Here is a 12568-nt window from a genome sequence, read left to right as displayed (position 1 = left end):
TCCCCTTCGCGTCACGTGTTATTCGGTTTCCAGATCGATATCGATACCGAGCGAACGGATCTCTTTGATCAACACGTTGAAGGACTCGGGCATGCCCGGCTCCATACGGTGATCGCCATCCACGATGTTCTTGTACATCTTGGTACGGCCGTTCACGTCGTCCGACTTCACTGTGAGCATTTCTTGCAGGGTGTATGCCGCGCCGTATGCTTCCAGCGCCCACACTTCCATCTCCCCGAAACGCTGACCACCGAACTGCGCCTTACCACCCAGCGGCTGCTGGGTAACCAGGCTATAGGAACCAGTGGAACGCGCGTGCATCTTGTCGTCCACCAAGTGGTTCAGCTTGAGCATGTACATGTAACCAACGGTCACAGGACGCTCGAACTTGTTGCCGGTACGGCCATCGAACAGCACCATCTGGCCGCTCTCTGGCAGGTCGGCCAGCTTCAGCATGGCCTTGATCTCGCGCTCCTTGGCACCATCGAAGACCGGGGTAGCCATCGGCACGCCCTTCTTCAGGTTGTTGGCCAGGGCCATGATCTCTTCGTCGGTGAACTCGTCCAGGTTTTCCTGGCGACCACCGATCTCGTTGTAGACCTCGGTCAGGAACACGCGCAGTTCAGCGGCCTTGCGCTGTTCTTCGATCATGCGGTCGATCTTCTCGCCCAGACCCTTGGCCGCCAGGCCCAGGTGGGTTTCGAGGATCTGACCGACGTTCATACGCGAAGGTACGCCCAGCGGGTTCAGTACGACGTCGACCGGAGTACCGTTGGCGTCGTGTGGCATGTCTTCGACCGGCATGATCACCGAGACAACACCCTTGTTACCGTGACGACCGGCCATCTTGTCACCCGGCTGGATGCGACGGCGGATTGCCAGGTAAACCTTGACGATCTTCAGTACGCCCGGTGCCAGGTCATCGCCCTGCTGCAGCTTGCGCTTCTTGTCTTCGAACTTGTCGTCCAGCAGACGGCGACGGTCGACGATGTACTGCTGAGCCTTTTCCAGCTGCTCGTTCAGTGCATCCTCAGCCATGCGCAGTTTGAACCACTGGCCGTGCTCCAGACCGTCCAGCACTTCGTCAGTGATCACGGTGCCTTTCTTCAGGCCCGCACCACCGTCGACCACCTGGCCGTTCAGGGCAGAACGCAGACGCTCGAAGGTTGCACCTTCGACGATGCGGAACTCTTCGTTGAGGTCCTTGCGGATCTCGTCCAGCTGCATCTTCTCGATGGCCAGGGCGCGGCTGTCGCGCTCGACGCCATCACGGGTGAAGACCTGTACGTCAATGACAGTACCTTTGGTGCCGGTTGGCACGCGCAGGGAGGTGTCCTTAACGTCGCTGGCTTTCTCGCCGAAGATTGCGCGCAGCAGTTTTTCTTCCGGAGTCAGCTGGGTTTCGCCTTTTGGCGTGACCTTGCCGACCAGGATGTCGCCAGCGCCGACTTCGGCACCCACGTAGACGATACCGGCTTCGTCCAGCTTGTTCAGTGCGGCCTCACCCACGTTCGGGATGTCCGCAGTGATTTCCTCTGGGCCAAGCTTGGTGTCACGCGCCACACAGGTCAGTTCCTGGATGTGGATAGTGGTGAAGCGGTCTTCCTGAACCACACGCTCGGAAAGGCAGATGGAGTCTTCGAAGTTGAAGCCGTTCCACGCCATGAACGCGATGCGCATGTTCTGACCCAGTGCCAGTTCACCCATGTCGGTGGACGGACCGTCGGCCATGATGTCGCCACGCTGAACCTTGTCACCCTTGCTCACCAGCGGACGCTGGTTGATGCAGGTGTTCTGGTTCGAACGGGTGTATTTGGTCAGGTTGTAGATGTCTACACCGGCTTCGCCGGTTTCCACTTCGTCGTCGGCAACGCGGACAACGATACGGCTGGCGTCGACCGAGTCGATCACACCACCGCGGCGAGCAACCACGCAGACACCGGAGTCACGGGCAACGTTGCGCTCCATGCCGGTACCTACCAGCGGCTTGTCGGCGCGCAGGGTCGGTACAGCCTGACGCTGCATGTTCGAACCCATCAACGCACGGTTGGCGTCGTCGTGCTCGAGGAACGGAATCAGCGACGCAGCGACCGAAACAACCTGCTTCGGCGAAACGTCCATCAAGGTGACGTCTTCCGGCGCCTTGACGGTGAATTCGTTCAGGTGACGAACCGCTACCAGCTCATCGATCAGTTGCTTCTTCTCGTTCATCGCGGCCGAAGCCTGGGCGATGACGTGATCCGCTTCTTCAATGGCCGACAGGAACACGATGTCGTCGCTGACCACACCTTCCTTCACCACGCGGTACGGGCTTTCCAGGAAGCCGTACTGGTTGGTGCGGGCATAGGCTGCCAGGGAGTTGATCAGACCGATGTTCGGACCTTCAGGGGTCTCGATCGGGCACACGCGACCGTAGTGGGTCGGGTGTACGTCACGGACTTCGAAGCCGGCGCGCTCACGGGTCAGACCACCTGGGCCGAGTGCGGAGACGCGGCGCTTGTGGGTGATCTCGGAGAGCGGGTTGTTCTGGTCCATGAACTGCGACAGCTGGCTGGAACCGAAGAACTCTTTCACCGCCGCCGCAACCGGCTTGGCGTTGATCAGGTCTTGCGGCATCAGGCCTTCGCTCTCTGCCATCGACAGGCGTTCCTTGACCGCGCGCTCGACACGCACCAGGCCAACGCGGAACTGGTTTTCGGCCATTTCGCCGACGCAACGCACGCGACGGTTACCCAGGTGGTCGATGTCGTCGACGATGCCTTTGCCGTTACGGATGTCGACCAGGGTCTTCAGGACCTCGACGATATCTTCCTTGCTCAGCACGCCCGAACCTTCGATCTCGGTACGACCGATACGGCGGTTGAACTTCATGCGGCCAACGGCAGACAGGTCGTAACGCTCGGCACTGAAGAACAGGTTGTTGAACAGGGTCTCGGCGGCATCCTTGGTTGGCGGCTCGCCTGGACGCATCATGCGGTAGATCTCGACCAGGGCTTCCAGCTGGTTGCTGGTGGTGTCGATCTTCAGGGTGTCGGAGATGAACGGACCGCAATCGATGTCGTTGGTGTACAGGGTTTCGATACGAACGACCTGTGCCTTGGCGACCTTGATCAGCAGCTCGGTGGTCATCTCGGTGTTGCATTCGGCCAGGATCTCGCCAGTAGCCGGATGCACGATGGCCTTGGCAGTCGTACGGCCCAGGACGTATTCCATTGGAACGTCCAGCTGCTTGACGCCAGCCTTCTCGAGCTGGTTGATGTGGCGCGCGGTAATACGGCGGCCCTGCTCGACAATGACCTTGCCGGTTTCGTCATGGATGTCCATGACGGCAACTTCACCACGCAGACGCTGCGGCACCAGTTCCAGGCTGAGTTTCTCACCGGAAATGTGGAAGACGTTGGTGGTGTAGAAGGTGTTCAGCACTTCTTCAGTGCTGTAGCCCAGGGCACGCAGCAGCACCGAGGCCGGCAGTTTGCGGCGACGGTCGATACGCACGAACACGCAGTCCTTCGGATCGAACTCGAAGTCCAGCCAGGAACCGCGGTAAGGGATGATGCGAGCGGAGTACAGCAGCTTGCCGGAGCTGTGCGTCTTGCCACGGTCGTGGTCGAAGAACACACCAGGCGAACGGTGCAGCTGGGAAACGATCACACGCTCGGTACCGTTGATTACGAAGGTACCGTTTTCAGTCATCAGGGGGATTTCACCCATGTAGACTTCTTGCTCTTTGATGTCCTTGATCGCTTTGTTCGACGATTCCTTGTCGAAAATGATCAGGCGCACCTTGACCCGCAGTGGGACCGCGAAGGTCACGCCACGCAGGACACATTCCTTCACATCGAAGGCGGGTTCGCCCAGGCGATAGCCTACGTACTCCAGGGCAGCATTGCCGGAGTAGCTGATGATCGGAAATACCGATTTGAAGGCCGCGTGCAGGCCGACGTCGCGGAACTGATCCTTGGATGCTCCCGCTTGCAGGAATTCGCGATACGAATCCAGCTGGATGGCCAGGAGGTAAGGCACATCCATGACGTCCGGCAACTTGCTAAAGTCCTTGCGGATACGTTTTTTCTCAGTGTATGAGTAAGCCATCAGCGTTCCCCAGCTTGGTCACCTGCTTGTTTGGCTTCTCCCGGCGGGAGCAGCCAGAAAATCGTGCAAACCCCTTGGTTTGCGCACCCACATGGGTGTCTTGCAGCTTGTTATCGGGGCCGGCCTGACCGACCACCAATAACGGAAAAAGGCCGGTGGCATAAGCCACCAGCCATCAGCCCTTCGCTCAACGCTCGGACTGGAGTCGCAAGGTCGAGATTACTTCAGCTCGACTTTAGCGCCAGCTTCTTCCAGCTTCTTCTTCGCGTCTTCAGCGGCTTCTTTCGAAACGCCTTCAGCGATAACCTGAGGAGCGCCGTCGACTTTCTCTTTGGCTTCTTTCAGGCCCAGACCGGTCAGTTCACGAACGGCCTTGATCACGTTTACTTTCTTGTCGCCAGCTTCGGTCAGAACGACGTTGAACTCGGTCTGCTCTTCAACAGCGGCAGCAGCGGTAGCTGGGCCAGCGGCAACAGCAGCAGCAGCGGTAACGCCGAAGGTTTCTTCCATCGCTTTGATCAGTTCAACAATTTCCAGAACAGTTTTCTGGCCGATCGCTTCGATGATTTGTTCGTTAGTCAGAGACATGACTTAAATCCTGTATTGGGGTGACAGCCTACGCAGCCATCAAATTAAACGTATGATTTTGAAAGAGTTGCGTGTGCCTTAGGCAGCAGCAGCTTCTTTCTGGTCGCGCAGAGCTGCCAGGGTACGAGCCAGCTTGCTGGTTGCACCTTGGATTACGCTCATCAGCTGTGCGATAGCCTCGTCGCGAGTTGGCAGGGTTGCCAGCACGTCGATCTGGTTAGCGGCAAGGAACTTGCCGTCGAACGCAGCTGCCTTGATCTCGAACTTGTCCTGACCCTTGGCGAACTCTTTGAACAGACGGGCAGCAGCGCCCGGGTGTTCGTTGGAGAAGGCAATCAGGGTCGGGCCTTTGAACGCGTCGTTGAGGATCGAGAATTCGGTGCCTTCAACAGCGCGCTTCAGCAGGGTGTTACGTACGACACGTACGTAAACGCCAGCTTCGCGGGCCTCTTTACGGAGTCCGGTCATTGCGCCTACAGTCACACCACGGGCATCAGCCACGACAGCGGACAGAGCGACTTTGGCAGCCTCGTTGACTTCAGCGACGATGGCCTTCTTGTCTTCGAGTTTAATTGCCACGGGTTTACTCCTGGTTTTTACCGTTTCATCTGGCCGAAGCCGGATGTCGTTTTGGTGTCTGATTCGGTAACGAATCGGGAGCACCATCTGCGTGGGCTGGTTTTTTAAGGCTTGCGCCGCCTACGGTCTTGGATAGCCCCCGCCAGGCAGGGACCCCAATTTTTGCTGGTGGCGCGACAGGTCGCGCCACCATGTTCTTACACGTTCAGCGAGCTCTGATCGATGACCAGACCTGGGCCCATGGTGGTGCTCAGGGTAACGCGCTTGACGTAGATACCTTTCGAGGAAGCTGGCTTGATACGCTTTAGATCAGCGATCAGGGCTTCAACGTTTTCCTTCAGCTTGCCGGCTTCGAAGCCGACCTTGCCAACGGAGGTGTGGATGATACCGTTCTTGTCGGTACGGTAGCGAACCTGACCAGCCTTGGCGTTCTTGACGGCGCCGGCTACGTCTGGGGTCACGGTACCCACTTTCGGGTTAGGCATCAGGCCGCGAGGACCCAGAACCTGACCCAGCTGACCTACAACGCGCATGGCATCAGGCGATGCGATGACGACGTCATAGTTCAGGTCGCCGCCTTTCATTTCGGCAGCCAGATCGTCCATACCTACGCGGTCAGCGCCGGCAGCCAGAGCGGCTTCAGCAGCTGGACCCTGGGTGAAGACGGCAACGCGAACGGTCTTGCCAGTGCCGTGCGGCAGCACGGTAGCGCTACGTACGACCTGGTCGGATTTACGCGGGTCAACACCGAGGTTAACGGCGATGTCGTAGGACTCTACGAACTTGGCAGCCGGCAGCGAGGCCAGCAGATTGGCCGCTTCTTCGAAGTTGTAGGCTTTGCCTGCTTCGATTTTCTCGGCGATTGCCTTTTGGCGTTTGGTCAGCTTAGCCATTACACACCCTCCACGTTCAGGCCCATGCTGCGGGCAGAGCCAGCGATGGTGCGTACAGCAGCGTCCAGGTCAGCGGCAGTCAGGTCAGCCTGTTTGGCTTTGGCGATGTCTTCCAGCTGAGCGCGGGTAACGGTACCGACTTTAACGGTGTTCGGGCGAGCCGAACCACTGGTCAGGCCAGCAGCTTTCTTCAGCAGAACCGAGGCAGGGGTGCTCTTGGTCTCGAAGGTGAAGCTACGGTCGCTGTAGACAGTGATGATCACAGGAGTCGGCAGGCCGGCTTCTTGACCCTGGGTACGGGCGTTGAAGGCCTTGCAGAATTCCATGATGTTCACACCGTGTTGACCCAGTGCTGGACCAACGGGTGGGCTTGGGTTGGCCTGGCCGGCCTTAACTTGCAGCTTGATGTAAGCCTGAATCTTCTTAGCCATGAGCTACTCCAAAATCGGGTACGAACGCCTGATGGCTCCCCGGATGACTTGCGTTTTATCCCAGTGACGACAAAACCCCGCAGCACACAGGGCTGCGGGGTATGGGATGCTGCGTTCGCCTAGACCTTTTCGACCTGGCTGAACTCGAGCTCCACCGGAGTAGAGCGACCGAAAATGAGCACTGCAACCTGCAGGCGGCTCTTCTCGTAGTTGACCTCTTCGACGCTACCATTGAAGTCTGCAAACGGACCGTCAATGACTCGAACCACTTCACCTGGCTCGAACAGCGTCTTCGGCTTCGGCTTGTCACTACCGTCGGCAACGCGACGCAGGATAGCCTCGGCTTCCTTATCGGTGATTGGCGCAGGCTTGTCTGCGGTACCACCAATAAAGCCCATCACGCGAGGGGTATCCTTGACCAAGTGCCAAGTCCCTTCGTTCATCTCCATCTGGACCAGAACATAGCCAGGGAAGAATTTACGCTCGCTCTTGCGCTTCTGGCCATTGCGCATTTCGACGACTTCTTCGGTCGGGACCAGGATCTCGCCGAAACCGTCTTCCATGCCAGCCAGCTTGACGCGCTCGATCAGAGAGCGCATTACATGCTTCTCGTAACCCGAGTAAGCATGCACAACATACCAACGCTTAGCCACGGGACACCTTTAGCCAACGATCAAGGAGACCGCCCAGCCGAGCAGGGAATCAAGACCCCACAGCAGCAGTGCCATAACCAGCACGACAGCCACGACAATCAGCGTGGTCTGGGTGGTTTCCTGGCGGGTCGGCCACACGACTTTACGAATCTCGGTACGAGCTTCCTTCGCCAGCGCAAAGAACGACTTGCCCTTCGCAGTCTGCAGAGCTACAAAGCCCGCGACAGCAGCCAGGACGAGAAGTGCAAGGACGCGATACAGGATCGGGGAGGCGGAGTAATACTGATTACCCACTACGCCGACAACCACCAAAGCCACTACAGCCAGCCACTTGAACAGATCAAAACGCGATTCTTGGGCTTCAGTTTTGGGAGTCATCGAGGAGGATCCTGTGAGAAGAAAGCCATCACACCGAGGTGAAATGGCAGGTCAGGAGGGAATCGAACCCCCAACCTACGGTTTTGGAGACCGTCGCTCTGCCAATTGAGCTACTGACCTGTAACGCTGTATCAGGCCGGCCATTATACCGGCCTGATCAAGTAAATCAACTACTTATTCAATAATTTTTGCTACGACGCCGGCGCCGACGGTACGACCGCCTTCACGGATAGCGAAGCGCAGACCGTCTTCCATTGCGATGGTCTTGATCAGGGTGACAGTCATCTGGATGTTGTCACCTGGCATTACCATTTCAACGCCTTCCGGCAGTTCGCAGTTACCGGTCACGTCAGTGGTACGGAAGTAGAACTGAGGACGGTAGCCTTTGAAGAACGGAGTGTGACGACCGCCTTCTTCCTTCGACAGAACGTAGACTTCTGCGGTGAACTTGGTGTGCGGCTTGACCGAACCCGGCTTGACCAGAACCTGACCACGCTCAACTTCGTCACGCTTGGTACCACGCAGCAGAACGCCGCAGTTCTCGCCAGCGCGGCCTTCGTCCAGCAGCTTGCGGAACATTTCAACACCGGTGCAGGTGGTGTTGGTGGTTGGGCGCAGGCCAACGATTTCCAGCGGATCCTGAACGCGGACGATACCACGCTCGATACGACCGGTAACAACGGTACCACGACCCGAGATCGAGAATACGTCTTCGATCGGCATCAGGAACGGCTGGTCAACGGCACGGATCGGCTCAGGGATGTAGGCATCCAGAGTTTCTACCAGCTTCTTGACAGCGGTAGTACCCATTTCGTTGTCGTCTTTGCCTTCCAGCGCCATACGAGCCGAACCGATGATGATCGGGGTGTCGTCGCCTGGGAAGTCGTAGGTGGACAGCAGGTCGCGAACTTCCATCTCGACCAGTTCCAGCAGTTCAGCGTCGTCTACCAGGTCAGCCTTGTTCAGGAAGACCACGATGTACGGAACGCCTACCTGACGGGACAGCAGGATGTGCTCACGGGTTTGTGGCATCGGACCATCGGCGGCCGAGCAAACCAGGATCGCGCCGTCCATCTGGGCAGCACCGGTGATCATGTTCTTCACGTAGTCAGCGTGACCTGGGCAGTCAACGTGAGCGTAGTGACGAATGTTCGAGTTGTACTCGACGTGAGCGGTGTTGATGGTGATACCGCGCGCTTTTTCTTCCGGAGCCGAGTCGATCTTGTCGAACTCAACGACTGCCGAACCGAATACTTCGGAGCAGACGCGAGTCAGAGCTGCGGTCAGAGTGGTCTTACCGTGGTCAACGTGGCCGATAGTGCCGACGTTAACGTGGGGAAGGGAACGATCAAACTTTTCCTTAGCCATCGATACAATCCTCCGCAGAAGAAATAGTCTTGCGCTGATAAAACAAAGGCAGATATTTTCATATCTGCCTTGTTTATATGGAGCTCTTGAGCGGACTTGAACCGCTGACCTCACCCTTACCAAGGGTGTGCTCTACCAACTGAGCTACAAGAGCGAAACACTTTGTGCAAAATCCAGCAAACTTGGAGCGGGTAGCGGGAATCGAACCCGCATCATCAGCTTGGAAGGCTGAGGTTCTACCACTAAACTATACCCGCGGAGCTTGCGGCTCTCGCTAAAACTGGTGGAGGGAGAAGGATTCGAACCTTCGAAGCTCTCGCAACGGATTTACAGTCCGTCCCCTTTGACCGCTCGGGAATCCCTCCAGATGTGGCCGGCATTCTATTTGTCTGCCGTCCCAGTGTCAAGCGTTTTTTCAAATTTTTTCAATCAAATCTGAAACTTAGCTGCTTTGACACCGCTTCCAGTTCTACCACCTGAGTGGTGTTCCCTGTGAAGCGGGCGCCATTCTATCAAGCTATTCGCCAGTTGCAATACCCTGGCAGAAAATAATTTTGTGCTTTAAGTCTTTGAAATCATTGGAAAGAGCGGCGAGGACCGTTTGGTCCAACAAACGCTCGCTTTCCGGGGCAACCTTGAGCCAGCGCCCCTCCGCACCAGGCAACTGCCCCACCACCGGGAGCGTGGCGATATCCAGGCTCATCAGACGCTGACGCAGCGCCTCGAGCTCGCCCTGCCCCATCACACCACCGACTACCAGGCACTCATCCCGGCGCTTGGGCGGCGTCGACACGCCTGTTTCACGTAACAGGCGGATTTCCTGCTGATTCCCCTTGTACAGCGACAGCGGGGCGACTTCCTTGACCTTCAGCGGGGCTTCCTGCTGATGCCATACGTAATAAAAGACGTTGAGCACCAGCAACAACAGAAACAACCAACGCATAGGCACCTCAATCCAATGGGCAGGCCATGGCCAGGCCAACGAAAACCAGGTCAGGCACGACCCGCGCCTGTGGCACAGCCTCCCTCACCAGCGGCGCGTCGCCTCCGGTAAGGAACACTGCGAAATCTTCCCCCCACAAGGCACGCGCCTGATCGAGCTGGGTACGTGCAAAACCCTGGAGCATCAGTACGCAGCCGCGTTCGACCGCTTCGACAGTCGAGCGCCCAGGCGCCAGGCTGGTCAAAGCACGCTCAGCGGAAGCATCGTCATAACGAATACGTCGTGTGTGCGTACGCAACTGGCTGCGCATCAACGGCATGCCCGGACAGATGTAGCCACCCAGGTGCTCGCCGTCCGCGGCAACGAAATCCGCTTTTGCAGCCGTCCCCAGGTCAATGACCAGGCAAGCACCTTTGGCCAGGTGGAACGCACCCAGCGCTGCCAACCAGCGATCCATGCCCAGGCGCTGATAGTCGTCATAGCCATTGCGCACCCCGGCCATTTCCCGGGCTGGGTGGGCCACGAGCGCCTGCACGGCAAATGCCTGGGCAATCAATGCGCAAAGCGCGTCGGTTTCATCCTCACTGCGCACACTGACAATACGGCAACCGGTCAAACGCACCGAAGCCAGCGCAGCCACTTCAGCCACCAAGGCCTGATCGGAGTCGACGATACCGCCGCTCTCGATCGCTGCATCAGCGACATGGATTACCCGCCACTTGATAAAGCTGTTACCGCAATCGAGCTCAAGAATCATCACGCAACCTCAAACTGAGCTCACCACCACTGAAGCTCTTTTCCACCCCGTCCACCTCAAGGCGCAAGCCGCCTTGCCCGTCGACGCCTAGAACCACGCCATCAATACGCGTGCTACCGGCGATCAGTGAAACGTTACGCCCCTGCCAGAGGTGCGCCTGCTCCCATTCTTCCTGGAACGCGGCAAAACCATAACGACGATGCCGGGCCAATTCATGCTGCAACTGTTGGCTAAGCAACGCGACCAGGCGGTTACGGTCAATTGCCGCCCCCACCTCGCGACGCATCGAAGTCCATTCCTGGTCGACTTGATCGTTGGCCTGCATGTTCACATTGATACCGATACCCAGCACCACATGACAGACATCTGCCGGGTCGCCGACCAGCTCCAGGAGAATGCCGGTAATCTTCTGCCCGCGAACAAGGACATCGTTGGGCCACTTGAGCCCCACATCCTTCACCCCGAACGCCTGCAGGGTACGCATTACCGCCAACCCAACTACCAGACTGAGGCCTTCGAGCTGGCGCATGCCGCCGTCCACACGAAGCACCAGGCTGTAATAGAGGTTTTCGGCAAACGGGCTGACCCATTGTCGACCACGCCGACCACGGCCGGCGCTCTGCCGTTCGGCAAGAATCAGAAACGGAGCCGCCTGCCCTTGACCTGCCAGCCGCAGACCTTCGGCATTGGTCGAGTCGATCGTCTCATGAATGAAAACCGGCCACTGCTCGCCCGCAGCAAAACTGGCGATTGCCTGCGCATCGAGCAAAGCCAGTGGCGCAGCCAACTGATAGCCGCGCCCACGAACCTTGTGAATGGTGAGGTTCAGCTCGCTCTCCAGGTGCTGCAGCTGCTTCCAAACGGCGCTGCGACTCACCCCGAGGGCTGCCCCCAGAGCTTCTCCGGAATGGAACCTGCCATCCTTGAGAAGATTCAACAACTTCAGCATGCCAGTCTCGACTTGGAATAAGGCAGGCATGATAGCTATGGGTTGTTGGCTTGCATAGGAAAAGGGCCTGTCGACAGGAGCGGGCGGGCTTGGTTCTGGCCTTTTGGGGCGGCCGGCGCGGGACTGTTTTCAGTCGCGACGCAGGCGGCGTGGTTTGCCAGGTCGATCGGGATTGCAGGGACCACGCTTGTTTTGCCGGCGCAAAGACAAAACCCCTACCTGCATGTGCAGATAGGGGTTTTGCGAAATGAATCTTGACGATGACCTACTCTCACATGGGGAAGCCCCACACTACCATCGGCGATGCATCGTTTCACTACTGAGTTCGGGATGGGATCAGGTGGTTCCAATGCTCTATGGTCGTCAAGAAATTCTGTTGCCAGAAGGTCTTGTTAGACACTCCAGCGAATTCGGATATGTGATGTTCGTGGTTCGTTGCGAACTTTCGGTTCGTATCATCTTCACCACCGCAATCTGCGTCAGCAAATTGCTTGGGTGTTATATGGTCAAGCCTCACGGGCAATTAGTATTGGTTAGCTCAACGCCTCACAGCGCTTACACACCCAACCTATCAACGTCGTAGTCTTCGACGGCCCTTCAGGGAACTCAAGGTTCCAGTGAGATCTCATCTTGAGGCAAGTTTCCCGCTTAGATGCTTTCAGCGGTTATCTCTTCCGAACATAGCTACCCGGCAATGCCACTGGCGTGACAACCGGAACACCAGAGGTTCGTCCACTCCGGTCCTCTCGTACTAGGAGCAGCCCCTCTCAAATCTCAAACGTCCACGGCAGATAGGGACCGAACTGTCTCACGACGTTCTAAACCCAGCTCGCGTACCACTTTAAATGGCGAACAGCCATACCCTTGGGACCGGCTTCAGCCCCAGGATGTGATGAGCCGACATCGAGGTGCCAAACACCGCCGTCGATATGAACTC

The 12568-nt window shown here is 57.6% G+C and carries 11 protein-coding genes, 4 tRNA genes and 2 rRNA genes (1 of these 17 running past the window's edge); all 17 read right to left on the bottom strand.

Annotated elements, in window-relative coordinates; translation table 11 throughout:
• Positions 1-18: 18 nt before the first annotated feature.
• Positions 19-4092 (bottom strand): DNA-directed RNA polymerase subunit beta, encoded by a 4074-nt coding sequence (rpoB, locus tag ACJA3S_RS02325; RefSeq protein ID WP_170027989.1) that lies wholly within the window; start codon positions 4090-4092, stop codon positions 19-21.
• Between the two features lie 219 nt (positions 4093-4311).
• Positions 4312-4680: a 50S ribosomal protein L7/L12 gene (gene rplL, locus ACJA3S_RS02320; protein ID WP_170027988.1), complete on the bottom strand. Its 369-nt coding sequence runs from the start codon at positions 4678-4680 to the stop codon at positions 4312-4314.
• A 78-nt stretch (positions 4681-4758) separates the two neighbouring features.
• Positions 4759-5259 carry a 50S ribosomal protein L10 gene (rplJ, locus tag ACJA3S_RS02315; RefSeq protein WP_003257082.1) on the bottom strand — a complete coding sequence of 167 codons (501 nt, stop codon included), beginning with the start codon at positions 5257-5259 and terminating at the stop codon, positions 4759-4761.
• Between the two features lie 197 nt (positions 5260-5456).
• Positions 5457-6152 (bottom strand): 50S ribosomal protein L1, encoded by a 696-nt coding sequence (gene rplA / locus ACJA3S_RS02310; RefSeq protein WP_406820726.1) that lies wholly within the window; start codon positions 6150-6152, stop codon positions 5457-5459.
• The gene (gene rplK / locus ACJA3S_RS02305; RefSeq protein WP_003255500.1) at positions 6152-6583 is read right to left on the bottom strand and encodes a 50S ribosomal protein L11; all 432 of its coding nucleotides are present in this window, start codon (positions 6581-6583) and stop codon (positions 6152-6154) included. Before rplK ends, rplA begins: the two co-directional genes overlap by 1 nt.
• 119 nt (positions 6584-6702) lie before the next feature.
• On the bottom strand, positions 6703-7236 hold the full coding sequence (gene nusG, locus ACJA3S_RS02300) for a transcription termination/antitermination protein NusG (RefSeq protein WP_003255501.1): 534 nt from the start codon (positions 7234-7236) through the stop codon (positions 6703-6705).
• A gap of 9 nt (positions 7237-7245) precedes the next feature.
• Positions 7246-7614, bottom strand: coding sequence for a preprotein translocase subunit SecE (gene secE / locus ACJA3S_RS02295; protein ID WP_003257081.1), 369 nt, complete (start codon positions 7612-7614; stop codon positions 7246-7248).
• Positions 7615-7658: 44 nt separating this feature from the next.
• A tRNA-Trp gene (locus ACJA3S_RS02290) sits at positions 7659-7734 on the bottom strand.
• Positions 7735-7788: 54 nt separating this feature from the next.
• Positions 7789-8982 carry an elongation factor Tu gene (gene tuf, locus ACJA3S_RS02285; protein WP_170027986.1) on the bottom strand — a complete coding sequence of 398 codons (1194 nt, stop codon included), beginning with the start codon at positions 8980-8982 and terminating at the stop codon, positions 7789-7791.
• A gap of 78 nt (positions 8983-9060) precedes the next feature.
• Positions 9061-9136: transfer RNA gene (locus tag ACJA3S_RS02280), tRNA-Thr, on the bottom strand.
• A gap of 29 nt (positions 9137-9165) precedes the next feature.
• A tRNA-Gly gene (locus ACJA3S_RS02275) sits at positions 9166-9239 on the bottom strand.
• A 24-nt stretch (positions 9240-9263) separates the two neighbouring features.
• Positions 9264-9347: transfer RNA gene (locus ACJA3S_RS02270), tRNA-Tyr, on the bottom strand.
• Between the two features lie 152 nt (positions 9348-9499).
• The gene (locus ACJA3S_RS02265) at positions 9500-9925 is read right to left on the bottom strand and encodes a hypothetical protein (RefSeq protein WP_406820725.1); all 426 of its coding nucleotides are present in this window, start codon (positions 9923-9925) and stop codon (positions 9500-9502) included.
• Positions 9926-9932: 7 nt separating this feature from the next.
• Positions 9933-10682 carry a pantothenate kinase gene (locus ACJA3S_RS02260; RefSeq protein WP_170027984.1) on the bottom strand — a complete coding sequence of 250 codons (750 nt, stop codon included), beginning with the start codon at positions 10680-10682 and terminating at the stop codon, positions 9933-9935.
• Positions 10672-11631, bottom strand: coding sequence for a bifunctional biotin--[acetyl-CoA-carboxylase] ligase/biotin operon repressor BirA (birA, locus tag ACJA3S_RS02255; RefSeq protein WP_406820724.1), 960 nt, complete (start codon positions 11629-11631; stop codon positions 10672-10674). Before birA ends, ACJA3S_RS02260 begins: the two co-directional genes overlap by 11 nt.
• A 252-nt stretch (positions 11632-11883) precedes the next feature.
• Positions 11884-11999: ribosomal RNA gene (rrf, locus tag ACJA3S_RS02250) — 5S ribosomal RNA — on the bottom strand.
• 134 nt (positions 12000-12133) lie between these two features.
• A 23S ribosomal RNA gene (locus tag ACJA3S_RS02245) occupies positions 12134-12568 on the bottom strand; it runs 2457 nt beyond the window's last position.

The organism is Pseudomonas sp. KnCO4 (assembly GCF_045344305.1).
Classification (GTDB): Bacteria; Pseudomonadota; Gammaproteobacteria; order Pseudomonadales; family Pseudomonadaceae; genus Aquipseudomonas; species Aquipseudomonas anuradhapurensis.
Note: the sequence above shows the minus strand (reverse complement) of the source record. Positions and strands in the feature narration are given on the sequence as shown.

Excerpts from the sequence above, each read along its gene's own strand:
- rpoB (WP_170027989.1), bottom strand. The coding sequence starts at position 4,092 with ATGGCTTACTCATACACTGAGAAAAAACGTATCCGCAAGGACTTTAGC.
- rplL (WP_170027988.1), bottom strand. The coding sequence starts at position 4,680 with ATGTCTCTGACTAACGAACAAATCATCGAAGCGATCGGCCAGAAAACT.
- rplA (WP_406820726.1), bottom strand. The coding sequence starts at position 6,152 with ATGGCTAAGCTGACCAAACGCCAAAAGGCAATCGCCGAGAAAATCGAA.
- rplK (WP_003255500.1), bottom strand. The coding sequence starts at position 6,583 with ATGGCTAAGAAGATTCAGGCTTACATCAAGCTGCAAGTTAAGGCCGGC.
- secE (WP_003257081.1), bottom strand. The coding sequence starts at position 7,614 with ATGACTCCCAAAACTGAAGCCCAAGAATCGCGTTTTGATCTGTTCAAG.
- tuf (WP_170027986.1), bottom strand. The coding sequence starts at position 8,982 with ATGGCTAAGGAAAAGTTTGATCGTTCCCTTCCCCACGTTAACGTCGGC.
- ACJA3S_RS02265 (WP_406820725.1), bottom strand. The coding sequence starts at position 9,925 with ATGCGTTGGTTGTTTCTGTTGTTGCTGGTGCTCAACGTCTTTTATTAC.
- ACJA3S_RS02260 (WP_170027984.1), bottom strand. The coding sequence starts at position 10,682 with ATGATTCTTGAGCTCGATTGCGGTAACAGCTTTATCAAGTGGCGGGTA.
- birA (WP_406820724.1), bottom strand. The coding sequence starts at position 11,631 with ATGCTGAAGTTGTTGAATCTTCTCAAGGATGGCAGGTTCCATTCCGGA.